This window comes from Acinetobacter sp. ANC 7912, from assembly GCF_039862785.1.
GTDB classification, from domain to species: Bacteria; Pseudomonadota; Gammaproteobacteria; order Pseudomonadales; family Moraxellaceae; genus Acinetobacter; species Acinetobacter thermotolerans.
Genome location: NZ_CP156795.1, coordinates 851,763 through 877,891 on the forward strand (window position 1 = coordinate 851,763; position 26,129 = coordinate 877,891).

The window sequence follows — 26,129 nt, forward strand, 5'->3', positions numbered from 1 at the left end:
TAGATTTAAAAAAGAACAGTGCAAAATGTGAAGATTCAGCTATGATATGCGAAATTTTTTAAATAAGACTGCTGAGGGGAATATTCATGGAAGTCGTATGTCTGGATCTTGAAGGTGTTCTGGTTCCTGAAATTTGGATCAATTTTGCAAAGAAAACAGGGATTAAGGAACTAGAAGCGACGACTCGTGATATTCCTGACTATGATGTGCTGATGACCCAGCGTCTGAATATCCTAAAACAGCATGGTCTCGGCCTGAATGATATTCAGGAAGTGATTGCTGATATGGGTCCATTTGAAGGCGCTAAAGAATTTGTAGAATGGGTACGTACTCATTTCCAGCTGATCATTCTTTCTGATACTTTCTATGAATTTGCGCATCCTTTAATGAAACAGCTGGGCTGGCCAACGATTTTCTGTCACAAACTGGAAACTGATGAAAATGGCATGATCACCGCCTACAAACTGCGTCAGCCAGACCAGAAACGTCAGGCAGTGAAAGCATTACATGGTTTAAACTTCCGTGTCATTGCGGCAGGTGATTCTTATAATGACACTACGATGTTAGGTGAAGCAGACAAAGGCTTCTTATTCGATGCACCAGAAAATGTGATTGCAGAATTCCCGCAATTCCCGCCAATTCATGGTTACGCAGCATTAAAAGAAGCAATTCGTAATGCTTCAGTACGTGATATTCCAGCATAATAAAATAAACAATAAAAAAGCCGCTTTATGCGGCTTTTTTATTTACATAAGTTTGAGATTAGAAACGGTAACCGATCTTCATACCGTATGCCCATGCATTATTGTCTTCAAATTCAGCAACCACATTGCCCCCTGTTTGAGCGTGTGCGTCACCTAACCATAAGTGTTTTACTCCTGCTTGAATGAAGTAATTTTCAGCAGGGCTATATTGAGCACCCAGACCTAAGCTCCAGTAGCCTTCAGTTGGACCAAGTGTTGTTACAGGATTACCTGCACCAGAGTCCCAACCGATTGAAGTAGAAGCAGACCATTTATCTGAGAATTTATGGCCTACACCGACATTTGCAGACCATTGGTCATCTGAATATGAAATTAGATCTTGGCCTAATGTGTTAAGTAGTTGCGGGCTGACGGTAAACTGATCCCAATGTACCCAGCGCACATTTGCGAACGCAAGTGTATTTGGCGCGACGCCAGTTTGGAAATCAATATTTACCGACTGAGGAGTTGTTGCATTAACTTTGGAATCAATATGACCTAACAGTGGGAATGCATATTTTTGTTCTGCTGTAAGTCCAGGAGATACGCGAGGATCTTGTGCAACTTGAGGAAGTAAAGATGTTTCATGAGAACTTGCATCATGTTTAATTTCTGAACGATAAGTTATAGACGTTTTTAACGCAATTTCAGGAATTTGATAAGCAAAACCAGCTAACCAGCCAAATGCTTCCTCTTCTTCTAGCTTAATGTTATAGCCACTAAGAACACTATAAGCTTGACCACGTAATTTAATATCCGCTTCTACCGTTTGCCAAACTGGACCAGCATAAAAATTCCAGTTTTCTGTAGGTTGATATCCTATAAGGGCTGTTAAATTCTGAGTTTTAACTTCAACTGATGTACCTTCTGAGCCATTTCCAAATGAATTAGTAGCTGCATCATATTGTGCATCTGCACCAAAAGGTTGGTCATAAATCAGACCTAAGGAAATTTTATCAGTTGCTTGAACTTTGATTGCCGCATTAATGAAAGAGTAATCATCAGCCATATCACTGATTTTCTCCCCTTCAAAACCGGAAGTTTTAGAAGTTCCTGAGACATCAGGATCTAAAACCGAAATACCAACCTCTGCATAGTTGCCCGGCTGTAAAAATGCTTGAATAGACTGACCAGAACGGTCTAAACCACCAGCAAAAACTGCTGAAGTTGGAAGTATTGCAAGTAATATTGCAGTAGAAATCGGCTTAAGCTTCATGGCTCTTCCTTGAAATGTTGCATAAACATAATAAAAAGTTGTGGAAAAGTAACATAAAATTAAAAAGAGTAAATGCTCGCCTTTGATGAAGATTTGAACTGATCAGTAATTAAAATAGGAGGGGTTAGAGTTTTTGTACTAAAAATATAAGGTTAAATATGTGAATTAAATAATATTTTATTTATATGGATTGACTGAAATGACACATAAATTAATTAAAAATTAATTGATGTTTAAATCATCAGATAGTTTACAAGTGTATAAAAATAAATTTTAAACAATAAAAAAACCACCCGAAGGTGGTTTTTTAAAGTTCTAGATATTAGAAGCGGTAACCAATTTTTAGACCATAAGCAATTGCGTTATTATCTTTAAAATCACCTACGATACGGTTGTCTTCACCTACTTGAGCTGCAGTTTGTGATTCTGCATCACCTAACCAGAAGTATTTAACACCACCGGCAATAAAGTAATTTGGTGCAGGGCTGTATTGAACGCCTAAACCAACATTCCAGTAGCCATCAGTTGGACCAAGTGTAGTGATTGGATTGCCAGCACCTGAGTCCCAACCTACAGATACATTCCCAGCCCATTTTTCTGAAAGTTTACGGCCTACACCTGCAGTAGCAGTCCATTGATCCTTATCGTATTTAACAATATCAAAACCATTAGGACGATTTACGGAATCTAATTGACCTACGACTTCACTTAACATACCAAATTTAAGTGGGCGAAGTGCAAATTCAGACCAATCGACCCAACGAACATTTAAGAATGCAACCGTATCTTGCATAATCCCTGATTGCAAATCGATGTTTACAGATTGAGGAGTGGTAAATTTAGATTTACCTGTGGCATTTGCAATAGCATTAGCAAAAACAGGCCCTTGAGTTGCATCAATCAGAGAAAGAGCTGCTAGAGCAGGTAAAGATTCTCTTGCATTTGCTTCATGTTCAATTTCGGAGCGATAAGTAACAGAAGCTTTTAATGCAATTTCTGGAATTTGATAAGCAAAGCCTGCTAACCAACCCCATGCATCAGTTTCTGGAAGAGTAGCATCATAACCATTGTAAATGCTATAAGCTTGGCCACGTAGACTTAGATCACCTTCAACGGTTTGGTAAACTGCACCTGCGTAAAGATTCCAATTTACAGTAGGCTGGTAACCGAACACTAAAGATAAATTTTGTGATTTCAGGTCAACGACTGTATTTCCTTCTCCAAGTAAGAATCTAGAATTTAAGGCATTTCCAATATTATTGGCTGCTCCTTCTAAAGCGGTGGCAGTTGCTAAAGCTTGTTGAACTGCTGGCAGAGTTTCTGGGAGTCCTTCTACATCAGCACGATATTGTGCTGCTGTAGCATTTAATGCAGCTTGAATTTGTTCTGGTGAGGCTTGGTTAAAATTACCACCTAAAGCTTGCTGATTAAATTGATCAAAAGAATCGCCTAGACCAGTACGAATCTGATCTCTAAGCATATTATTTAAAGTTGTTTGTGGAAGTATTGTGTCAGTACCATAATCTGACACAAAAGCATTATTACCTGTATATTTAGCTTTTGCACCAAATGGCTGATCGTATAATAAGCCTATTGAAAAGTTATCAGTAGCTTGGATTTTTAGAGCTGCATTAGGAAAATAGTAGCTTTCTGCCATGTCATCAATATCACGGCGTGTGGTTGTTTCACCAGCCTCTCTACCAGATACATCAGCATCTAGTATAGAAATCCCTGCTTCAAAATAGTTACCAGGCTGTAAAAATGCTGCCATTGATTGGCCAGAACGATCCATAGCTGCTGCAAACGCGCCAGTCATTGGTAAGGCTGCCAAAATCATTGCTGTACTAAGCGCTTTTAATTTCATTCTTCATCTTCCCTTGAGGTACAAATTGGAGTTTTAAACGATTATTCGGTATTTGCTTGGTATTGTTTTTGGAGACATTTCGATGCCTTCAATGGCTGTTTTGTTACTCCATGTGTCAAAAATAGCATAATAAAAAAAAGAGTAAATGCTCTAGCTTGAATAATGAGTTCAAAAAAACATCATATTAGAGTAAAAATACTAATTAGAAAGGAGCTTAATGCTGTAAGTATTTGAAAATAAAGTTTTTTAAAATAGAAAACATTGAATTAAAAAAATATAAATTTCTTGAATTATTTCTTAAATATTTTGTTAATTAGTTCACATATTTAAAGTTTGTGCGCCCTGCGGGACTCGAACCCACGTCGGTCGCTTAGGAGGCAACTGCTCTATCCAGTTAAGCTAAGGGCGCAAAACGAACCCTAATCTACTCCAAAACTAGGTAAAAAAAAAGTTATTGCCGTAGCAATAACTTTAAAAATCATTTTACTAAAATATTTTTTAATCAATTTTTAGGGCGAAGTGCTTTAAATAGACCAAACATGATCGCAACCCAGATTGGAAGCATCAGCACAGATTCCTTAAAGCCTTGTGTCCACATGATGTAAAGAATTATCGCAATAAAGCCAAGTACTAGCACATTGCTAAATGGAGACCACAGGGCAGGGAACTTGGTTTTCTCGCCTAGCTGTTTCATGTGCTGAATAAACTTGAAGTGCGTCAAGCTGATCATCGCCCAGTTTAGTACCAGTGCCCCCACCACAACATAGATCAGGTGGCTTAAGGCATCTTCTGGAACAAAGTAGTTCAACAATACACAACCAAAAATCAGGATTGCAGAGAACAATACTGCAGTGATCGGCGTACCTTGCTTGTTCACTTTCAGGAACATTTTAGGAGCATTGCCTTGTTTAGCCAGACCAAACAGCATACGGCTATTGGCGTACATCCCACTGTTATACACAGACAAGGCAGCAGTCAGAATGATGAAGTTCAGTAGATGGGCTGCCCAGTCAATGCCTAACTGGCTAAAGATCAGCACGAAGGGACTCTTGTCCAGACCACCAAGTTCCAGCTGATTCCAAGGCACCAGTGACAACAGAATAGTTAATGCCCCGACATAGAAAATCAGGATACGGAACACAACCTGGTTAATCGCTTTTGGAATGGTTTTTTCCGGATTTTCCGCTTCTGCAGCTGCCATACCAATCAGTTCGATCCCACCAAAGGCGAACATTAGGAAAGCTAGCATATAGAATAAACCTTCAAAGCCATTTGGGAAGAAACCGCCCGCAGTCCACAGGTTACTAAATGTTGCAGTTGACGAAGCATCGGCTGTAAGTAATAGATACAGACCAAAGACAATCATCGAAATCACGGCAGTGACTTTGACGATAGAAAGCCAGAATTCCGATTCTCCATAGAATTTCACATTGCCGAGGTTGACCAAGGTAATCACGACAAAGAAAAACAGTACTGATGCCCATGCTGGAATATGTGGCCACCAATAGTTAATGTATTTCGCGACAGCGGTAAGCTCGGTCATGGCGACCAGAATATATAAAATCCAGTAGTTCCAACCTGCAAGGAAGCCGGGGAATTTACCCCAGTATTTATAAGCAAAATGGCTGAACGAACCAGCAACTGGTTCGTGAACAATCATTTCACCCAATTGACGCATGATCAGGAATGCAATAAAGCCACCAATGGCATAGCCCAAAATAATCGAAGGACCAGCAGACTGGATCACCTGTGCGGAACCTAAGAATAAGCCTGTGCCAATTGCACCGCCCATGGCGATCAACTGAATATGACGGTTCTTTAAGCCACGCTGAAGTTGTGAAGACTCGTTATTCAAAGTTTTCAGCCCGACAATGTAAAAAATAAGTGAAAAGATTGTAATAGATCAGGCCAGATAAGCCTAGAGCAAGTCTTTGAATGAAATATAATTATCAGATGTATAAAAAATAATTATAAAAATAAACTAAATAAATAATAAACGAATCAATATATTAATTTTATTGAATCTGATAATTCTCATCCGCATTAGAAAATAGACGACTTGCAGATGTTGTTTTTTTATACAAAGGTCTTGCAGTCAATGTATCACGCAATAAATATACTAGACCTCTTGCGAAAGTAAAAACTACCTCAATATAGATTTCATGAAATATCAGAAATTAAACCGTTTTTCAGATTCTGAATTCAAGCGCTTGGTTGGTGTACCTCGACCAGTTTTTAGTGAAATGGTCGAAGTTTTAAAAGAAGCAGAATCACTTAAAAAGAAATCTGGGCGTCCTCATACTTTAGCTATAGAGGATCAATTATTATTAACACTCAATTACTTACGGAATTACAGCACTCAATTGGAATTGGCTGCAAATTACCATATCGCTGAAAGTAATGTGAATCGAACTATTAAAAAGGTTGAAGATGCATTAATGAAATCAAGACGTTTTACCCTGCCAAAACGAAGCATTACCACAGCAGACGAACAATTTAACTGGGTAATTATTGATGCGACAGAATGTTCAATAGAACGCCCGAAAAAAAAATCAGAGTAAGTTTTACAGTGGTAAAAAGAAGAAACATACGTTAAAAGCCCAAGTGATCTATCATCCGAAGAGCAAACAAATCATAGGAGTAGATATATCGTCTGGCAGTCAGCATGATATTAAATTGGCAAGAAAAACAGTTAAGAAATTCAAACATTGTGACTATGTTATGACCGATTTAGGGTACTATGGGTTAGAGCAAGATGGCTTTAAGTTATTGATGCCAATAAAGAAAAAGAAGAATTTCCCCTTATTTGATGCTGAGAAAAATTACAATAAAATGATTGGAAAAATACGAGTTGTAATCGAACATATTAATAGTCAATTGAAAAGATTTAGAATACTAAGTGAACGCTATCGAAATAGACGAAAAAGATTCGGTTTACGCATTAACTTAATCGCTGCACTGGTAAACCGGATGAACTTGCAATAACGACTTTCGCAAGAGGTCTACTATACTCAAAATCCGGTTTCGCCCGTAATTGTTTACAAAATAAAGACAAGACGAAGGAAGACAAAAATTATGACTTTTGCCCCGCAAATCAAGATTCCAGCTACCTATATGCGTGGTGGTACCAGTAAAGGTGTTTTTTTCAAACTAGAAGATCTTCCAGAAGCAGCACAACAGCCGGGCAAAATCAGGGATCAGTTGTTATTACGTGTCATTGGCAGTCCAGATCCGTATGGAAAGCAGATTGATGGCTTGGGCAATGCAACCTCCAGTACCAGTAAAACCGTGATTCTGTCAAAAAGCCAGCAACCCGATCATGACGTGGATTATTTGTTTGGGCAGGTCTCAATTGATCAGCCTTTTATCGACTGGAGCGGCAACTGTGGCAACCTGACTGCAGGTGTCGGCTCATTTGCCATTAGCAATGGATTAGTGGATTCCGCACGTATTCCGGAAAATGGCATCTGTACGGTACATATCTGGCAGGTGAATATCCAGAAAACTATTATTGCCCATGTACCTATTGTGAATGGTCAGGTACAGGAACTCGGTGACTTTGAGCTGGATGGCGTGACTTTCCCAGCAGCTGAAGTACAAATTGAATTCCTTGACCCAGCCGATGATGATGCCGAGGGTGGAGCGATGTTCCCAACAGGCAATCTGGTAGATCAGTTAGTCGTTCCAGATTATGGCACCTTCGAAGCGACTTTGATCAATGCTGGGATTCCAACGATTTTCCTGAAGGCCGAAGACCTAGGTTATCAGGGCACAGAACTGCAAGAAGATATTAACAGCGACCCGGCAGCACTGAAAAAGTTTGAAACCATTCGTGCTTATGGTGCATTAAAAATGGGCCTGATTTCAGATATTAGTGAAGCAGCACAACGCCAGCATACGCCGAAGATTGCCTTTGTTTCTGAGCCTAAAGCTTATGTTTCATCTGGTGGTAAGGCGATTACCGAACAGGATACTGATGTGCTAGTACGTGCCTTATCTATGGGTAAGTTGCACCATGCCATGATGGGTACCGTGGCAGTATCGATTGGTACAGCGGCTGCTATTCCAGGTACTCTAGTGAATCTGGCAGCAGGTGGCGGTGAACGTGAAGCGGTACGCTTTGGTCATCCGTCCGGAACTTTGCGTGTGGGTGCGCAGGCAGTACAGGAAAATGGTGAATGGAAGGTGAAAAAAGCCATTATGAGCCGTAGTGCTCGAGTCATCATGGAAGGCTGGGTACGCGTACCCCCTGAAGTGCTAGTTGAATAATCTCTATTCAAGTTTCTCCTTAGATTTTAAAAACCACTGCCAGCTCAGTGGTTTTTTATTATTTGTAGAGGATTGGATATTTGAAATTCAGGTATAGAACAAAACAACAGCAGGATTTCAAGCTGATAATTCTTCAGGTTTAAAGGTACAATAACGGTATAAAGCGGCAAGAGCAGTATCTTGTCATTAAACTCTATTGGACAACGTATCCGAGGCGAATGTGTCATCAATAACTGAGCTGTCAACCCATGCATTGACTCAAGCACAACATCGTATTCAACAGGACCTACTGACAGCACTTGATGCCTTTGCCATTCCTGAACCGTTAAAGTCTGCGGTGCACCATGCGGTGATGTTGGGTGGTAAACGTGTTCGTCCAGCCTTATGCTATGCCACAGCAGCTTTAAAATCTAATCAGAATATGGCAGCGGTACGCCGTGCCGCAGTAGCCATTGAATTTATCCATTGCTATTCGCTGGCACATGATGACCTGCCATGTATGGACAATGATTTACTTCGCCGTGGTCAGCCGACCTGTCATGCGGCTTTTGGTGAAGATACGGCTTTACTTGCTGGCGATATTCTGCAATCGATGGCGTTTGAAATTCTGGGCAGCCGCCTGTTTGATCAAGGTCCATCAGTAGAACCGGCAATTGTGTTGAAGCAGATGCAGATTCTGGCAACTGCGTCTTCAAAAATGGTCAATGGTCAGGTGCTGGATTTACAGGCGGAAGGCAAAAAAATTGATCAGGATGCTTTGGAAACCATTCACCGCAATAAAACCGGAGCACTGATTTCTGCCGCGATCATGATGGCAGCCGTAACGATTTTTGAAGGCACAGATCTGGCAATTCCGAAACTACGTGAATTCGGACAGTCACTTGGTTTAGCGTTCCAGGTGCAGGATGATATTTTGGATATTATTTCCGATACCGAAGTACTAGGTAAAACTGCTGGTAAAGATGAGATGGTTGAGAAATCAACTTATCCTGCGTTGATGGGCTTAGATAAAGCCCAGCAATATGCCAAACAGCTACATGATCAGGCTCTCAGTGCTTTGTCATATTTTGATGGGCAAGCGGAAGAATTGACCCAGATTACTCAATTCCTGTTACATCGTAAGAACTAATCATCAGCAATTGCTGTAATGCACAGGCATAAAAAAGAGGACTTAAAGTCCTCTTTTTTATTGAAAGTTAAATTTATTTGCTTTCGTTATACAGTCGTTCTGCCTGTTCAAAACGATCGGTAATTTCAGCAGTCGGTGCTTTGCCCATCAGGCTGACCACGACAATCGCAATCATTGAACAGATAAAGCCAGGAATGATTTCATACAGGCCAGTTGCGGCAAACAGGTTCTTCCAAAGAATCACCACTGCAGCACCCACGATCATACCGGCTAATGCGCCATTCAATGTCATGCGTTTCCAGAACAGCGACAGAATAATCAGCGGACCAAAGGCAGCACCAAAACCTGCCCATGCATAAGCGACCAGACCAAGGACTTTAGATTCAGGGTTACCTGCCATCCAGATCGCCAGTAAAGCAATCAAAAGCACCATCAGACGACCCACCCAAACCAGTTCTTTCTGAGACGCATTTTTACGCAAGAAGGATTTATAGAAGTCTTCAGTCAGGGTACTAGAACACACCAGTAACTGACAGCTCAGGGTACTCATCACTGCTGCCAGAATTGCCGCCAGAACGATACCAGCAACCCATGGGTTAAACAGGATTTTGGTCAGTTCCATAAACACGGTTTCAGGGTTGGCTGTGACCGTACCCGCCAATTCTGGATGCGCCTGGAAGTAAGCGATCCCGAAGAAACCAGCTGCTACCGCACCACCGAGACACAGGGTCATCCAGGTCATGCCGATACGACGCGCATTCGGAATCGATTTCACTGAATCTGCCGCCATAAAGCGCACCAGAATATGCGGCTGGCCGAAGTAACCCAGGCCCCAAGCGAGTAGGGAAATAATGGCTACAAAGCTTAAGTTGCCCATGACATTCATAGCTTGTGGACGTGCAGCTTCCAAAGCCAACGTCATTTGTGACAAATCCGAGAAACTTAAAATGGTGACAATCGGTGTTAATAACAGCGCGAAGATCATCAAGGTTGCTTGAATGGTATCGGTCCAGCTGACAGCCAGGAAGCCCCCAATAAAGACATAGCTGATGGTGGCAATCGCACTAATCCACAGGGCAGTGCTGTATGGCAGAGCGAACATACTTTCGAACAGACGTGCACCTGCGACCATGCCGGATGCACAGTAAATTGCAAAGAAGATCAGAATTACACAGGCTGAAACGATACGCAGTACTTTTTTCTGGTCATTAAAACGATTGGAGAAATAGTCGGGTAAGGTGAGGGCATTGTGTTGTACTTCGGTATGTACACGCAGACGGCCGGCCACCAGCAGCCAGTTCATCCAGGCACCAATGATCAGGCCAATGGCGATCCACATTTCTGACAGACCTGACAGGTAGATCGCACCTGGCAGACCCATCAGCAGCCAGCCGCTCATATCGGAAGCCCCGGCAGAAAGTGCAGTGACGAAACTACCTAAACGTCGGCCCCCTAAAATGTAATCGGAAAAGTTGCTTGTCGCACGATAAGCCAGCAGGCCGATCGCGATCATGGCGACAATATAGAACAGGAAGGTTATTAAGGTTGGATTTAGGGAGCTCATACGGTATCCATTTTGAAGTTGGACAGTAGATCGAAATAAGGATTATGGCAGATGCAGTGAACTTTAATCCGAAAGTTATGCAACCTCGAATCCAGGAGATTTCAAAAATTAACGCGAAATTTAACCATAATTTCACAATCTTTGCTGAGATTTTCTGACTAAAAAGAAAATAGGCAGCCAAATGACTGCCTATTTGTCGTAATTTCTTAAGAATCCTTAAGGATTATGACGGCCCATGACACCACGAATGGTATTCAGCACATCGGCCGGAAGTACCACAGTTTTGGCATTTGGAGATTTTGCCATCTCTTGCATGGCTTTCACATATTGTTCACCGAGCAGATAAGCCACAGGAATTTCCTTGTCGCCAATCGCTTGAGTCACCATATCAATGGCACGTTGCGAAGCTTGAGCCAGAACCACTTGGGCTTCTGCATCACGACGAGAGGCTTCCAGACGACCATCGGCTTCCAGAATTGCGGCCTGTTTTTCGCCGTCCGCTTTGGTCACGGTTGCACGACGTTGACGTTCTGCAGCAGCCTGTTCTTCCATCGCCGCCTGCATGGTATGGGATGGTTTAATATCCTGAATTTCGACTGTTTTTAGGGTAATCCCCCAGTCCGAAATGTCATCAGAAATGCTGGCTTTCAGACGTGCCTTGATATGGTCGCGGGAAGACAGGGCATCATCCAGATCCATTTCACCAACAATTGAACGCAGGGAAGTTTGTACCAGGTTCTGAATCGCCCAAGAATAATTTTCAATCCCATAGACGGCTTTTTCAGGTGTAGTCAGGTTGATATAAGCCACGGCATTCATCAGCAGTACGGCATTATCACGGGTAATTACTTCCTGAGACGGAATATCCAGCACGATATCTTTGGTGGTGACCTTATAAGCGACTTCATCAATATATGGGATGACAAAATTCAGGCCCGGATTCAGAGTGGAATGGTATTTACCCAGACGCTGTACGATCCATTTATAGCCTTGCGGAACAATACGCACACCTTTAAAAATGGTGACAGCAACAAATGCCAGCAGGGCCAGCATAATGATAGAACTCACGCTCATATTATTTTCCTTTTGTTAGTTATTGCTATGCGGTTGCACCACAAGATCATTGCCGAGAATATCTACCACGCGTACCCGGTCACCGACCTGTACCGGACTCAGCGTGCGGCAATCCCATTCATCTGAACCGAGTACAGGTAAAGGAAAACGCACTTTCACTTGACCATTGTTCAGATCAGTCTGAATCACCATGCCGATCTGACCAATCGTGGCTTCACGTGACAGTCCGGCTTTGGTCTTATCCACGGAAAGTGGCTTGATAAACTTGAACCAGGCCAGCGTACACAGCACCGACAAAATGATCCAGGTCAGCAGCTGCGTGGTCAGTCCCATCATCGGAAACATCCAGTACAGGATGCCGACCATAATCGCTCCAATACCAAACCACAGGGCGGCAAATGCTGGCAAAATAAGTTCCGACAGGATTAGCAGAATGCCAAATACAAACCAGTGCCAAGGTTCGAGAACAAATTCCATAAATTGGCCTATGTCATTCAATAATTAAATATTCATCATGATTTTTATATCTACTTCAATGTAGCAGATGTCGCTATCGATGCCTACTGAAATCCTGTGCTAGAACTTTGGCTTAGCTGATGGTTGCAAAGTGGCAGGTGATTTGCTGAAATCACTTATCAGTTTTTCAATAGCACGTATTTTTAGTTGGGCTGCTTTTTCACCTTCCAAAATGGTTTCATTGCTGGCTTTTAAATCCAGTGTACCAATATGTCCGACCTTGGGTTGAATCACCACATTGGCCTGATTCAGCTCTTCATTAATACTTCGCTGTCCCATGATATTCAGGGTCTGATCCAGCAAGCCAAATATATTCATGGCTTTGCTACCATCCGGACGGGCAGAAATATCTACCGCGATGATAATATCCGCGCCCATGTCTTTCGCGGTTTTTACCGGAATCGGGCTGACCAAACCACCATCGACATACTGTTTACCGCCAATCGTGGCAGGGACAAAGACATTTGGAATGCTGCAAGATGCACGAACTGCCTGACCAGCGTTGCCTTTAATAAAATCAGCCTTGCGACCCGTGTCCAAACGGGTTGCGACCGCGGCAAAACGGATCGGGAACTGTTCAATCGGCTTATTGGCAATCTGCTTATTTACATAATCTTGCAGCTTTTGTCCGGCAATAATGCCTTGACGGTTTAAGGTCAGGTCACGAATATCTGATTCTTTAAAATTCAGTGCAATTTGCTGTAATTGGAAAGGTGTTTTACCACTGGCATACAAACTGCCCACAAAACTTCCGGCACTGGTTCCTGTGACAATTTTCGGTTTAATACCATGTGATTCCAAAACTTTAATCACTCCAATATGAGCAAATCCCTTGGCACCACCGCCACCCAAGGTAAGAGCAATCACTGGTTCACGGGCTTTAATGGTCGGCGTTGTTGTGGGTTTGGTCGAGCTTTTATCACAGGCTGCCAGGCTCAAGCCCAGACAGCTAATCATGGCATAACGAATTATTTTCATTCTAAAAATATTGAATATTTAATAGACAAATCAGGCTTATCTCAGCAGAAAAGTGTAGTTTTGCCTAGTCCTTTTTCACCAGTTTACGTAGTGGCTTGGCGATCCAATCTGGATTTTTGGCGGAAATCTTGCCTTCATAATGCTTATAGATCTGCTCCAGATCGTAGTCATAATCACCAGTAATATGGTAAACACCCAAAATGTGAATGATCTTATGATCATAATCAAAGGAAAACATCACGATCGGCAATTTGGCTGCCTTAGCAATATGATAGAAACCACTACGAATTTTCTCAGGGGCTTTGCGAGAACCTTCGGGAGCCATCCCCACCCAGATATGATTGGTTTTGTTAATCACATCGACAATCTGTTTGGTTTGACCTTGTGGGGTATCACGTACTACCGGAACCACACCAATCCATTCCAAAATCGGTTTCAGTGGGGTTCGGAACAGGCTGTCTTTACCAAAAATCGTGATCTGAATGCCTAAGCCCAGTAGGGCATTAAAGCCCAGCCAGGCATCGAAGTTCGAGGTATGCGGGGAAATGATGGCAACAGCTTTGGGAAGATTGGGGAATTCACCTACCATTTGCCAGCCTTGTGCCAGAAAAAGTTTTTTATAAAAAGCACGGCTAAATTTACTACCACGTCCAGGAACGAGCGGTGGGAGGGTAGGGAAAGATTTTTTTGCCATCTATACGACTCTTTTAATTACGACAACATTCTTTATTTTTTATTGTATTATTCGTTTGAAATAAAAAATTCATTAGCAAAAAAGTCAGATCTCTAACCCTTCACCTATACCTTTTGCCAAAGGATGACCTATGCCTGTTACGCGCAATATTTACCTGTTGCTGTTTTCTTTGTACTGGGCGCAAGGTTTGCCAGTGGGATTTATGACACATGCACTTCCAGTCATTCTACGTGCTCAAGGCGTATCTTTAACCCATATCGGTGGATTTGGCCTGTTGATGTTGCCTTGGTCGATCAAAGTTTTTTGGGCGCCGTTGGTAGACCGGTATGGTTCAGCTGCAAAAGGGCATTATCGTAGCTGGATTATTCCGACACAGCTGTTGTCGGTCATCGTACTGATCATCCTGTCTTTTATGCCGATCGATGCATTGAACCAGCCAGTGTATCTGTTGGCTTTTTTTGTGGCGTTGCTGTTTATGAATGGCGTTGGGGCGACACAGGATATTGCCACCGATGGACTTGCCGTCAATATTCTAAAAAATGAACAGCAGCATTGGGGTAATACTTTTCAGGTGATTGGTTCACGGCTGGGGTTTATTGTCGGTGGTGGAGCAATTCTGTGGTTGCTGGATATTCTGCAATGGCAAACCACATTTCTGATTTTAGCTGCTTTAGTTTTTCTCAATACATTGCCGGTACTGCTTTATAAAGAGCCACAAAGGTATTCACTAGATCATTCAACGTCTGAACAAAAGTTTCAAATAAAAAGCTATTTTCAGTATTTTATCCAGCAACCAGAATTACGCTGTTGGTTAGCGGTTCTAATCACTTTTAAAATTGCTGATGGCTTATCTGGGCCTTTACTCAAACCGTTGATGGTGGATCTAGGACTCAGTTTTAGCCAGATCGGGATTTACGTCACTATGCTCGGTGCATTTGCAGCACTGATCGGAGCAGGATTGGCGGGCTGGTGTTTGAAAATATTTTCCCGTACCCGAACTTTACTGGTGTTTTCAATCATTAAGATTATGAGCCTAATGGCTTATGCCTGGCTAGCCATGCAATACGAGGCCAAGCAGTCAGTTGCACCTGTGGTGATTTATATAGTGAATGCAGCTGAAGACATGATTTCTGCCATGTTACTAGTTGTAATGCTAACGTTAGTAATGCAATACAGCCGTAAGCATTTAGCAGGCACAGACTTCACTTTTCAAGTCGCGATTATGGCGACGGTTAGTGGTGGACTTTATAGTATTAGTGGAATATTAGGGGATAAGTTGGGCTATCAGAATTATCTGTATGGCATCGTTTTTATTGCAATATTGTGCTTAATCCCGATAAACGGTTGGATGAAACAACGTGAAAGTGATTTAAAAATGATCTGAATCAATTGTTTGGTTGGATATTAGCCTAAAGTACTAAAAAGAATATATAAATATGTTTTTAATAATTTTGTAGTATAAAGACGTTGTGTATGATTTGTTACAAAATTAACCAAAGGACTATTGAAATGAAAACTAAGTTAGCAACAGCGATTGCATTAAGCCTTTTAGCGGGGACAACTTTTGCAGCACCAACTTTTTATGGTGAAATTGATGCATCTGTAGATTACTTACCTGAAGATAATGCTTCTCCAGTATCAGATAAAGATGTAGTTGAACTAAGTTCAAATAGCTCATTCGTTGGTTTAAAAGGTGAAGAAAAACTGACTGATCGTTTAAGCGGTATTTATGCGATTGAATGGGCATTTAATTCTGATGGCGAAGGGGATGACTGGTCTAAGCGTAACCGTTTTGTTGGTTTAAAAGATGCAAAACTAGGTACATTAAAAATTGGTGCACATGATACTCCATTAAAACAATTGTCTAGCCCGGTAGATACTTTCAATAACTATGTAGGTAACCGTGCTGATGTAAATGGTATTTTCACAGGTGAAAGCCGTGTAGCAAATGCAGTAGTTTATGAAGCTCCAGCAATTGCTTTGTCTGAAGGTAAGATTAAAGTTAATGCTTTACTGGCAACTGGTGAAAATTCAGGAATTAAATCTGACAAAGGTGTAGTTAAAACTGCAAATCGTGGTTTAGGTGATGCTTGGTCTGCTTCCGTAGTCTATGACAGCCCTGTAGTTGTTGCGGGTATCGCTTATGACAAAGCAATTCCAACTAACTTCCTAGGGCGTGGTTTCAGTAATGCTTCTGCACCAGAAGTTCTTGTAAATGCTGAAGGTACTCCACTTGCAGCTTTTGCTGCAGCTAATACAGTTCGTGCAATTGGGCGAGTTAATTTAGATGGTGGTTTAGCATTAAAAGCGCTTTATCAAACTTCAGAAGTAGAAGAAGTTAACGGGAATACGGGTGCTTCAGCAGCTATTGATGATGCTCAAGGTTGGTTAATTGGTGCTGAATATAATCTACCAAATGCACAAGCATGGACAGTTAAAGGTCAATATAGTCAAAATTCTACAAGCTTTAAGGAAAATGGTATATCTGACTTTGATGCACAACAAATCTTAGTAGGTGCAGATTACGCGTTCAGTAAACAAGTTAAAGCATATGGTTATGCGGGTTATTTAACATTGGAACAAGGTTCTGATGAAACTAAACAACCAGTTCTAGGTACTGGTCTAGAATACAAATTCTAATTTAGATTTTATGATCTGAAAAAAGGCGATGTTTTTACATCGCCTTTTTATATGGATATTTGTATAGCTTATGAGTTTAAAGCGAATAGCAGCCCTGTCTGAACTGTTAAAGTAAGCGCAAAAGTTTGATGTATATCATTATGACCATACGTGCTGTTTTATTTGACTTGGACAATACATTAACCCATCGCGACCTAAGTGTGCAGGCGTATAGCCGATATCTGGCAGAGCATTATAGTCATGCGCTAGATCTGGTCGATGTTGCAAAAATTACCGAGATCGTACGCCGTATTGATAATGGCGGATATCCTAAAAAAGAACTACTCACACACTCCACGATTGGTGGATCAGTTGCTTTTGCCTTGCTTCAAGAATTGTCTTGGCAATCTCAGCCGCCATTAGAAGAACTGAGCAATTTCTGGTTTCAGAATTTTGGTCAGTTTGCCATAGCCATGCCGCAGGCAGAAAACTTATTGCAATCACTTAAAGCTGCAGATTATAAGCTGGCCATTATTTCTAATGGTGGGCATGACACCCGGATGAATATCATTAAAGGGCTTGGATTTGGTCATTATTTTGATGAAATTGTCAGTTCGGAATTGGTCGGGATCAGCAAACCGAATCCCGAGATTTTTCTACATACTGCACAGAAGCTCGAAGTTACCCCAGAACATTGTCTATATATCGGTGATCACCCGATCAACGATATTCAAGGGGCAGAAAATGCGGGTATGCAAAGTTTATGGATGGAAGGCTTTCATACTCCTGTGCAACCGATTGAAAGAAAAATCCAGAATCTGGTCGAAGTGCTAGATTATCTCAAAGCTTAAGTTTGGCGCTGGGTATTGATGGCTTCAGTCCAGTGACAGCTGTCACAACGCGGGCAGATCTGCTCGGCACTTTGCAAAAAATCGGTATAGCCACAGTATACGCAGGCGTAATGGGTATGCGGTTTGACTTCGGTAATTTCCTGACAGGCTTTGGGAAACAGGGGCAAACCGTAACGCACCTGATCATTGGAAAAAAACAGGATGCTAAACTTGCCATCATTTTCGAGTAAACCGACCCGTACCTGTCCCAGATGTTCGACCCCTTGCTGGCGCATTTCGGCAAAGAATTCATCATGCGACATTTTACCGCGCTTAATCTTTTCTAAGACCAGCTCACCATCTTCGACAATATACAGTGACTTACCTTCCAGCAGATCTTCAAAGGGTTGGTATTTCATCATTAACCAGGTCACCAGACGATACAGGAAAATCACGATGCTCATGATTAGCAGGGCCTGAATCAGCGGCAGATCTTCGGTGAACATCGGGTCGCCGGCAATTGAACCCAGCGATAGAATAATCGCCAGTTCAAAAATTGACAGCTGGCGCACACCACGTTTTCCAGTCAGACGTAAAAAAATAATGATCATGCTGAACATGAGGATGGCACGCACGCTAATTTCAGCAGCAAAAGCCCAGGTGGTGTCATGAATAAAAATACTGGCCCAATCCATGTGAATGTCCTTTTTATAATCTGTTGGTCTTTGTTGATACTATGCATGAATTGCGGCGGCTGAATGTTTATAGTTGCGTAATAAACTGCAATGATTTGAGTGACTTGGTTAATTCAAAAAATTACCTGATCTGAAGCCATGTAATGTTAAGGCTTATTTGCTCAGGATTTTGCTTTGCTTCAGTTTTACTGAGATGAGTCAAAAAATACTTTCACATAAATCAGGTATAATTTCTCTTTTGCTTTTATCTTCCCTATGCCTTTTGCGCTGAAAACCATGCCAAACATGGTGCTTGAAGTCTCACCACAGCATCAGAAGCTGAATCGTTTAATTGATGAGATTGAACAGCAGAAACAGTTATTGCTTGCATGGCAACATGCCCAAGATGACATTCGTGCCTATAGTCAAAAGGCGCTGATGCCTGCGTATCGTGAGTTATATAGCACTTTGTATGAACAGATGAAGACACTTTGGAATGGTCTAAGTAGTTATAGTTTCACGAAATCAAATACAGCATTGGTGGAAGATAAAATCCAAACTTTAGCACGGTTACTACAAGGTTCACATTTGCTGAGTCAAAAGCAGTTAGATGAAGTGGAAAAAATGCATGTCTATTATCAGCAGGCAGATGAATACAGCAAGAAAAAAACAAGAAGAAAAATATAGACACTTTTGATGAGCCTGAAACTGAAACAGTCCAAGCCGATGATGTATTTGAAGATTGGAATAATGATCAATACCAACAAGCACGTGAGCAAGCCAAGTTAAAACGTCAGCAAGAAAAACAAGCGCAAGCTGAAAAGATGGTGAATCAATCACTCAAAACTGTGTATCTCAAGATTGCTTCCATCATTCACCCTGATCGTGAGCCCGATGAAGCTAAAAAAGAGGAAAAGACCGAGCTTTTACAACGTGCCAATGAAGCATACGAACAGGAAGATTTATTCTTTTTACTGAAACTTCAGCTTGAAGTTGAGCAAAGTAAAAACGGTTCAAACAAAGGTTTAAGCACAGAACAATTCAAGTTTTACCAACAGGCGTTAGAAGCACAAAGCCAGTCCTTAAAACAGCAGATGCAGGAATTGATTAACTCGCTTGTATGGTCAAATAAAGCCAAAATTGCGGTGCAAAAGTCCAAAGGGCAACTCAATATTGAGCAGTTGTATAAACAGATTGATGCGGATGTGTCGAACGTGAAGCATCAGTTAAAAGCGGAGAAGCAACGGCTGAGTTTTATGGGGAAAGAGAGTGGGCTAGGGATGTTGTTGGAGCATGGGGTTTTGTAAAGAATATAGTTTTTTTGAACTAAGCAAAAAGTTTGTATGCTATTCATTATGCTAAAATATTACAGAAATTAAGATTAGCGTTGAAGTCAGTGAATGAGCAATTTAGATTTAAGCATTTATCAAACGAGTGAAAAATTATCGGCACAACAAAAAAAGTTTAATCGGTTGCTTGAAAAAATTGAGCAATTACAAATGGTATTGGCGGACTGGCAACAAACGCAAAAACAAGTTCAAGAGGATGCAAGAGATGAGCTATTACCTGTATATCGTCAGTGGCACCACGTTTTGTTCGCTCAATTAGAGACGCTTTGGCAATATAAAAATACGCATAAAATCGCAAAAACATATTTAGTGCGTTTAGATGAAAAAATTTCAATTTTAGCGAGTCAGCTGCTTAATAATCCGAATCTTTCTGAACAACAACATGAGTTGACGCTTATCATTGCTCAACATTATGAGCTGATAGAAGAAAGTGCTGATGCTGAAGAAGTCAGCTCTCATGTAAATGATCATTCGCATCAAGCGCATGATGCTGATGAAATGATGCAAAAACAAGCCATAAAAGAAATGATAGCAGACCAAATCGGGGTACCCGTAGCTTGGCTTGACTTTGATTTGGATCTCAATAATCTCGACGCGTTTATGGAAAAAGTAAAAGATAAATTAGATCGAGAAGAAGCAAATTTTATTCAAAATCAGCTTAATGAAGATGAGCGTGATGAATATCAAAAGTTTGTTGAAAAGGAAAAAAAGAAAATTTTAAAGAAGCAAACACAGCTTGAAGAAGCGAAAAAAATGGCAGGGCAATCTCTAAAAAGCATTTATTCAAAAATTGCTGCCTTAATTCACCCTGATCGAGAGCAAGATGAACAAAAGCGCATTGAAAAAACCGAATTATTACAGCAAGCAAATGCTGCATTAGAGGAAAAAGATTTGCTTACTCTTTTGAAATTGCGTGTTTTTACAGCGCAAGGTGATCAGGAACAGGCAACAAAAATCGCGAATGAGCATTTGAAATCTTATAATTTATTGTTGGAAGAGCAAGTAGAGAAATTGCAATTTGAAATAGATGATATTATTTATTCATTTGATTGGATCGGCTCTGGTTTTTACAAACAGCGTTTTAAACCTGTTGATTTGATAAAAAAATATCAACGCGATTTAGCAGATATTCAAGCAAAACTGTTAAGAGATGAAAAGCGTTTAAATGATTATAAGGATTTTGATTACTTAAAAATTTTACTGAAAAGCAGAGCATTTAGTTGGTCATTTGAGTAATTTTTAGCATTGATTGTCATTCAGAGCATCGTCATTTTGACGATGCTTTTTTTATGCACTTTAACCCGCTGATTATTCGCCTTCGCCAAATCCATGCGTCACACTGCCACCGATGCAGAACATTTAATGTGGCAACTTCTACGCGCCAAGCGATTTATGAATCTTAAATTTCGTCGTCAGCATGTGATCAAACCTTATATTCTAGATTTTTACTGTCATGAAATTGGCTTGGTGATTGAGGTAGATGGTGGACAGCATGGAATAGATGATGCTATTGAATATGATGCTGCACGAACCAAGTTTTTAGAGGCTTTGGGTTTAACCGTTGTACATTATCGGAATCATGATGAGTTGGGGCGGACGGATATGGTTTTAGAAGATTTGTGGTAGAGATGTTTTGAACTAAAACAGACCTCTCCCTACCCCTCACTTGCGCTTTGTTTTAAAGCAGTGCTTTAAAACTTGTTCAGGAGAGGGAACTCGATTTTGAAATTCATATTGGCATTAAATCAAATGACGTTCGCTCTCCTTATGGGTGAGAGTTGGGGTGAGTGTATAATCAAGAGGATTGAATATTAATTTTATATAGGGAAAATAATGTCGTATTTGAATCTAGCTACACATCAAGTATTACTACGAAGTTATGAGGAATTAGCTATATTACATAATAGAAAAAATAAGCCTGAAAACTCAAAATTAACTGATGATAGATTTAGCGAGAGTTACTTGAAAGTATTTTGTAAGGAAGAAAAAATAATAGATAATTATGTGTATAACTTCCCATTACTTTCACTAAATGCTGCAATAGTAGAAGGTGCTTTACGATATATTTTATCTCAAAATTTAAGACAGGAAATTAATAAACATATTGAAGAAAATTCAAGAAGGGGTGCTACAGGTAAATCTCCCTATGAAAATATATTAGACACTTTTCTTATTAAATTAGAAAATGAAGGTGGGATTGAGAAATTATTAGACCTCTTGCGAAAGTCGTTATTGCAAGTTCATCCGGTTTACCAGTGCAGCGATTAAGTTAATGCGTAAACCGAATCTTTTTCGTCTATTTCGATAGCGTTCACTTAGTATTCTAAATCTTTTCAATTGACTATTAATATGTTCGATTACAACTCGTATTTTTCCAATCATTTTATTGTAATTTTTCTCAGCATCAAATAAGGGGAAATTCTTCTTTTTCTTTATTGGCATCAATAACTTAAAGCCATCTTGCTCTAACCCATAGTACCCTAAATCGGTCATAACATAGTCACAATGTTTGAATTTCTTAACTGTTTTTCTTGCCAATTTAATATCATGCTGACTGCCAGACGATATATCTACTCCTATGATTTGTTTGCTCTTCGGATGATAGATCACTTGGGCTTTTAACGTATGTTTCTTCTTTTTACCACTGTAAAACTTACTCTGATTTTTTTTTCGGGCGTTCTATTGAACATTCTGTCGCATCAATAATTACCCAGTTAAATTGTTCGTCTGCTGTGGTAATGCTTCGTTTTGGCAGGGTAAAACGTCTTGATTTCATTAATGCATCTTCAACCTTTTTAATAGTTCGATTCACATTACTTTCAGCGATATGGTAATTTGCAGCCAATTCCAATTGAGTGCTGTAATTCCGTAAGTAATTGAGTGTTAATAATAATTGATCCTCTATAGCTAAAGTATGAGGACGCCCAGATTTCTTTTTAAGTGATTCTGCTTCTTTTAAAACTTCGACCATTTCACTAAAAACTGGTCGAGGTACACCAACCAAGCGCTTGAATTCAGAATCTGAAAAACGGTTTAATTTCTGATATTTCATGAAATCTATATTGAGGTAGTTTTTACTTTCGCAAGAGGTCTATTTAATTTTTATATAGGATTTTTAAAATTTAATATTAATAAAGAAGTTAATCCTGATATTTGTAATAAAATCAGAATCTTATTCAGTTTAAGAAATATATTGGCACATGGAACAACATTTGTTGAAATTGATCCTGAGTTAATCGACGAAAATAATGAAGCATTCTTCAAGCAACAGAAAACTTTGGAGGCAGTAAGAAAATTATTGAATGAATTATATGGTCAAGATGATTTATTAAGAAACTTAAGTCATTTTGAGTTGCCAAAATATTTTATGGGAATCACACAAGAGTTTTTAAAAGAATTCAAAATTAAATTTGGTAACAAACACAAGTTATCTGATGATGATAATCGTTTTTTGGATAAGATAATTGAATACTCTTGGGGATATAGATTAGTTTGACTCGGCTTTGTTGCACAAAGATTTCATAACTATATGATTTTAGAAGTTTTGATTATTTTTTGATCCAAAATTAAATTTATTTAAATCAGATGCTTACATATTTATGCAACAAAGCCGTTTGACTCTAAAAATAAAGGGCTGAATAATCAGCCCTTTATACTATAAATTAGATCAAACTAACAATACATTAAAGCGCTGCAATTTGCTCCATATTCGCTTTAATCTTCGCTAACTGATCCGCAAACTCAGCAAGTTTCACTTTCTCGCCTTCAACCACAGCAGCAGGTGCTTTCGCCACAAAACCTTCATTGCTAAGTTTAGTGGCAATTTGGTCATGCTGTTTTTGAACCTTGTCTAAGTCTTTTTGCAAACGAGCCAATTCCGCTTTAGGGTCAATTAAGCCCTTCATTGGAACGAATACAGACACATGACCGACTACAGATGAAGAAGACAATGGTGGTTGTTCAGCATCAGCAAGGAAAGTAATGCTTTCAACTTTTGCCAATGCTTTAAACAACGGTTCAATACGCGCGATTTGAGCTTTTTCTGTATCAGTGGTGTTTTGAAGAAGTACAGGCAATAAGCGAGCATTACCTAGACCCATCTCACCACGGATGTTACGTACCGCACCAATCAAACCTTGCAGCCATTGCATGTCCGCTTCAGCCTGTTCATTGATCAGAGTTTCATCAGCAACAGGGTACTGAGCCAGCATAATGGTTTCACCAGCGATCCCCAGTTTAGGTGCAAGTGTTTGCCAGATTTCTTCAGTCAGGTACGGCATGATTGGATGAGCAAGTCGTAAAGATGCTTCCATCACAGCCAATAACACACGGCGAACTTCAGCTTTACGCTCTTCAGACACGTTTTCATCATTCAGCACCGGTTTAGTCAGCTCGACATACCAGTCACAGTATTCATTCCAGATGAACTCGTAAATCGCTTGTGCAGCCAAGTCTAAACGGTAAGTTGCAAATGCTTGTTGAACTGCTTGCTCCGCTTTTTGTAGACGGCTTACGATCCATTGTTCTGGCAGTTCCCAAAGGTCTTGACGAACTTCCTGACCGATGGTTTGACCTTCAATGTTCATCAATACGAAACGGGTTGCGTTCCAGATTTTGTTGGCAAAGTTACGGTAACCTTCCACACGTTTCATGTCGAACTTGATGTCACGACCAGTGTTTGCCAGCGCACAGAATGTGAAACGAACTGCGTCAGTACCGTAAGCCTGAATACCTTCTGGGAATTCTTTACGGGTCGATTTTTCAATCTTCGCAGCCTGTTTAGGGTTCATCAGACCGTAAGTACGTTTTTGTACCAGAGTTTCCAGATCAACACCGTCAATAATGTCTAATGGGTCAAGTACATTACCTTTAGACTTAGACATCTTCTGACCTTCGCCATCACGTACTAAACCGTGAACGTACACAGTTTTAAACGGTACTTGTGGAGTACCATCTTCATTTTTCATGAAGTGCATGGTCATCATGATCATACGGGCAACCCAGAAGAAGATGATGTCAAAACCAGTCACCAATACGTCAGTTGGGTGGAAGGTATTCAAGAAATAGTTTTCTTTGTCTTTCGCTTCGTCACCAGTCCAACCTAAAGTTGAGAATGTCCACAGACCAGAAGAGAACCAGGTATCCAGTACGTCTTCGTCCTGGTTCAGTTCAATGTCAGCGGCGATGTTGTGTTTCGCACGCACTTCTTCCTCGTTACGGCCCACGTAAACATTGCCTTCAGCATCGTACCAAGCAGGGATACGGTGACCCCACCACAATTGACGAGAGATACACCAGTCCTGGATATTGTTCATCCATGCCATGTACATGTTGCTGTATTGTTCAGGCACGAACTTGATGCGACCGTCTTGAACGGCTTCAATTGCTGGTTTCGCAAGCGGAGCGATTTTCACATACCATTGGTCAGTCAGTAATGGCTCAACGATCACGCCTGAACGGTCACCGCGAGGTGGTTTCAGGGTGTATGGTTGGATTTGATCTAACCAGCCTTCAGCTTCGGCTTGAGCAACCAGTTTTTTACGTGCTTCAAAACGCTCTAAACCGATGTAGTCTGCAGGAGCAGGGATAGTTTTAGAAATCTGCTCACCCGCTTTTTCGATGTATTCGAACTCAGCCAGTATTTCAGCATTTTTGTTGAAAATGTTGATGATTGGCAGGTTGCAACGTTTACCCACTTCATAGTCATTGAAGTCGTGTGCAGGGGTGATTTTTACACAACCTGTACCAAATTCTTTTTCAACATATTCGTCAGCAACGATCGCCACTGGACGGCCAGTAATCGGCAGGATGATGTTCTTGCCAACCAGGTGCGCATAGCGTTCATCTTCAGGGTTTACCGCAACAGCAGTATCACCGAGCAATGTTTCTGGACGAGTGGTAGCAACGACGATGTAGTCTTTGCCATCTTGGGTACGCAGGGATTTATCTTCAAAGAAATATTTGAAGTGCCACAGAGAACCTTGTTCTTCTTTATCAGACTCAACTTCCAGGTCAGACAGGGCAGTTTGCAGTTTAGGGTCCCAGTTCACCAGACGTTTGCCGCGGTAGATCAGGCCTTCTTCATGCAGTTTTACGAACACTTCTTTTACTGCATTGGATAAGCCTTCATCCATGGTGAAGCGTTCACGTGACCAGTCTACAGAAGAACCTAAACGACGGATTTGGCGAGTAATATTGCCACCAGACTGTTCTTTCCATTCCCAGACTTTTTCAATGAATTTTTCACGGCCCAGGTCATGACGGCTGATGCCTTGCGCACCGAGCTGACGTTCTACAACCATTTGGGTTGCAATACCCGCGTGATCAGTACCTGGCTGCCACAAGGTATTTTTGCCGGACATACGGTTATAACGGGTCAGCGCATCCATGATGGCATTGTTAAAACCATGACCCATGTGCAAGCTACCGGTGACGTTTGGCGGCGGAATCATGATACAGAATGATTCGCCTTTTTGAGACGGCTTGAAGTAGCCACGCTCTTCCCAGGTTTTGTACCATTTTTTCTCGATCTCGGTAGGATCGTAGGTCGTAGCAATATTTTGCGCTGAATCAGTCATAGTCTAAACAGATCAAAAGTAGATAAAAAATT

21 protein-coding genes, 1 tRNA gene and 2 pseudogenes are annotated in these 26,129 nt (G+C 40.9%); 12 read left to right on the forward strand and 12 right to left on the reverse strand.

All coding sequences use genetic code 11. The features are described from left to right. The first annotated feature begins 86 nt into the window (after positions 1-86). On the forward strand, positions 87-704 hold the full coding sequence (gene thrH, locus ABEF84_RS04290; protein WP_347455583.1) for a bifunctional phosphoserine phosphatase/homoserine phosphotransferase ThrH: 618 nt from the start codon (positions 87-89) through the stop codon (positions 702-704). A gap of 58 nt (positions 705-762) precedes the next feature. Here the strand turns inward: thrH and ABEF84_RS04295 are convergent, their stop codons facing one another. From ABEF84_RS04295 to ABEF84_RS04310, 4 genes are all read right to left on the reverse strand, one after another. Continuing rightward, positions 763-1,959, reverse strand: a complete 1,197-nt coding sequence (locus tag ABEF84_RS04295) for an outer membrane protein transport protein (RefSeq protein ID WP_347455584.1) — start codon at positions 1,957-1,959, stop codon at positions 763-765. A gap of 322 nt (positions 1,960-2,281) precedes the next feature. After that, positions 2,282-3,823 (reverse strand): outer membrane protein transport protein, encoded by a 1,542-nt coding sequence (locus tag ABEF84_RS04300; RefSeq protein ID WP_347455585.1) that lies wholly within the window; start codon positions 3,821-3,823, stop codon positions 2,282-2,284. A gap of 336 nt (positions 3,824-4,159) precedes the next feature. Then, positions 4,160-4,232, reverse strand: a tRNA-Arg gene (locus tag ABEF84_RS04305). Between the two features lie 93 nt (positions 4,233-4,325). Then, on the reverse strand, positions 4,326-5,678 hold the full coding sequence (locus ABEF84_RS04310) for an amino acid permease (RefSeq protein WP_347455586.1): 1,353 nt from the start codon (positions 5,676-5,678) through the stop codon (positions 4,326-4,328). 307 nt (positions 5,679-5,985) lie between these two features. Between ABEF84_RS04310 and ABEF84_RS04315 the strand changes: the two genes are divergently transcribed. The 3 genes from ABEF84_RS04315 (at position 5,986) to ABEF84_RS04325 (ending at position 9,221) form a co-directional block, all read left to right on the forward strand. Further along, a protein-coding gene (locus ABEF84_RS04315; protein ID WP_141667073.1) for an IS5 family transposase occupies positions 5,986-6,808 on the forward strand; the annotation gives its coding sequence in 2 pieces (ribosomal slippage) (positions 5,986-6,366 and positions 6,368-6,808; 822 coding nt in all). Positions 6,809-6,898: 90 nt separating this feature from the next. After that, the gene (gene prpF / locus ABEF84_RS04320; protein WP_034585423.1) at positions 6,899-8,092 is read left to right on the forward strand and encodes a 2-methylaconitate cis-trans isomerase PrpF; all 1,194 of its coding nucleotides are present in this window, start codon (positions 6,899-6,901) and stop codon (positions 8,090-8,092) included. Between the two features lie 220 nt (positions 8,093-8,312). Next, positions 8,313-9,221 carry a polyprenyl synthetase family protein gene (locus ABEF84_RS04325; RefSeq protein ID WP_034585418.1) on the forward strand — a complete coding sequence of 303 codons (909 nt, stop codon included), beginning with the start codon at positions 8,313-8,315 and terminating at the stop codon, positions 9,219-9,221. A 73-nt stretch (positions 9,222-9,294) separates the two neighbouring features. Here the strand turns inward: ABEF84_RS04325 and putP are convergent, their stop codons facing one another. The 5 genes from putP to ABEF84_RS04350 all read right to left on the reverse strand — a co-directional run bounded on the left by putP (position 9,295) and on the right by ABEF84_RS04350 (position 14,047). Beyond that, positions 9,295-10,785 (reverse strand): sodium/proline symporter PutP, encoded by a 1,491-nt coding sequence (gene putP / locus ABEF84_RS04330; protein ID WP_034585415.1) that lies wholly within the window; start codon positions 10,783-10,785, stop codon positions 9,295-9,297. Positions 10,786-11,001: 216 nt separating this feature from the next. Next, positions 11,002-11,859, reverse strand: coding sequence for an SPFH domain-containing protein (locus ABEF84_RS04335; RefSeq protein WP_347454414.1), 858 nt, complete (start codon positions 11,857-11,859; stop codon positions 11,002-11,004). A 15-nt stretch (positions 11,860-11,874) separates the two neighbouring features. Continuing rightward, positions 11,875-12,336, reverse strand: coding sequence for an NfeD family protein (locus ABEF84_RS04340; protein WP_347453682.1), 462 nt, complete (start codon positions 12,334-12,336; stop codon positions 11,875-11,877). A 99-nt stretch (positions 12,337-12,435) separates the two neighbouring features. Beyond that, positions 12,436-13,353 carry a patatin-like phospholipase family protein gene (locus ABEF84_RS04345; RefSeq protein WP_347473769.1) on the reverse strand — a complete coding sequence of 306 codons (918 nt, stop codon included), beginning with the start codon at positions 13,351-13,353 and terminating at the stop codon, positions 12,436-12,438. Between the two features lie 64 nt (positions 13,354-13,417). Next, positions 13,418-14,047 (reverse strand): 1-acyl-sn-glycerol-3-phosphate acyltransferase, encoded by a 630-nt coding sequence (locus tag ABEF84_RS04350; RefSeq protein ID WP_347456234.1) that lies wholly within the window; start codon positions 14,045-14,047, stop codon positions 13,418-13,420. A gap of 130 nt (positions 14,048-14,177) precedes the next feature. Here ABEF84_RS04350 and ABEF84_RS04355 point away from each other — a divergent pair, with 130 nt between their 5' ends. The 3 genes from ABEF84_RS04355 (at position 14,178) to ABEF84_RS04365 (ending at position 17,517) form a co-directional block, all read left to right on the forward strand. Then, positions 14,178-15,431 (forward strand): MFS transporter, encoded by a 1,254-nt coding sequence (locus tag ABEF84_RS04355; protein ID WP_347473770.1) that lies wholly within the window; start codon positions 14,178-14,180, stop codon positions 15,429-15,431. A 125-nt stretch (positions 15,432-15,556) separates the two neighbouring features. Next, positions 15,557-16,687, forward strand: a complete 1,131-nt coding sequence (locus ABEF84_RS04360; RefSeq protein WP_347453685.1) for a porin — start codon at positions 15,557-15,559, stop codon at positions 16,685-16,687. Between the two features lie 140 nt (positions 16,688-16,827). Beyond that, entirely contained in the window at positions 16,828-17,517 is a 690-nt protein-coding gene (locus ABEF84_RS04365; protein WP_347453686.1) for an HAD family hydrolase, read from the forward strand. Here ABEF84_RS04365 and ABEF84_RS04370 read toward each other — a convergent pair. Continuing rightward, positions 17,514-18,191 (reverse strand): YetF domain-containing protein, encoded by a 678-nt coding sequence (locus ABEF84_RS04370; RefSeq protein WP_347453687.1) that lies wholly within the window; start codon positions 18,189-18,191, stop codon positions 17,514-17,516. The two genes, ABEF84_RS04365 and ABEF84_RS04370, sit on opposite strands and share 4 nt — an antisense overlap. Before the next feature lie 255 nt (positions 18,192-18,446). Here ABEF84_RS04370 and ABEF84_RS04375 point away from each other — a divergent pair. From ABEF84_RS04375 to ABEF84_RS04390, 4 genes and pseudogenes are all read left to right on the forward strand, one after another. Then, a pseudogene (locus ABEF84_RS04375) lies at positions 18,447-19,477 on the forward strand (molecular chaperone DnaJ). A gap of 93 nt (positions 19,478-19,570) precedes the next feature. Further along, entirely contained in the window at positions 19,571-20,755 is a 1,185-nt protein-coding gene (locus ABEF84_RS04380; protein WP_075167554.1) for a molecular chaperone DnaJ, read from the forward strand. Between the two features lie 72 nt (positions 20,756-20,827). Next, positions 20,828-21,145 (forward strand): annotated as a pseudogene (locus ABEF84_RS04385) (endonuclease domain-containing protein); the annotation flags it as partial. A gap of 207 nt (positions 21,146-21,352) precedes the next feature. After that, entirely contained in the window at positions 21,353-21,787 is a 435-nt protein-coding gene (locus ABEF84_RS04390) for a hypothetical protein (protein ID WP_347473771.1), read from the forward strand. Here ABEF84_RS04390 and ABEF84_RS04395 read toward each other — a convergent pair. Then, a protein-coding gene (locus tag ABEF84_RS04395; RefSeq protein WP_141667073.1) for an IS5 family transposase occupies positions 21,749-22,571 on the reverse strand; the annotation gives its coding sequence in 2 pieces (ribosomal slippage) (positions 21,749-22,189 and positions 22,191-22,571; 822 coding nt in all). The two genes, ABEF84_RS04390 and ABEF84_RS04395, sit on opposite strands and share 39 nt — an antisense overlap. Positions 22,572-22,712: 141 nt before the next feature. Between ABEF84_RS04395 and ABEF84_RS04400 the strand changes: the two genes are divergently transcribed. Next, positions 22,713-23,015 (forward strand): hypothetical protein, encoded by a 303-nt coding sequence (locus ABEF84_RS04400; protein ID WP_347473772.1) that lies wholly within the window; start codon positions 22,713-22,715, stop codon positions 23,013-23,015. Positions 23,016-23,202: 187 nt separating this feature from the next. Here the strand turns inward: ABEF84_RS04400 and ABEF84_RS04405 are convergent, their stop codons facing one another. Then, positions 23,203-26,097, reverse strand: a complete 2,895-nt coding sequence (locus tag ABEF84_RS04405) for a valine--tRNA ligase (RefSeq protein WP_347453688.1) — start codon at positions 26,095-26,097, stop codon at positions 23,203-23,205. Between the last annotated feature and the right edge of the window lie 32 nt (positions 26,098-26,129).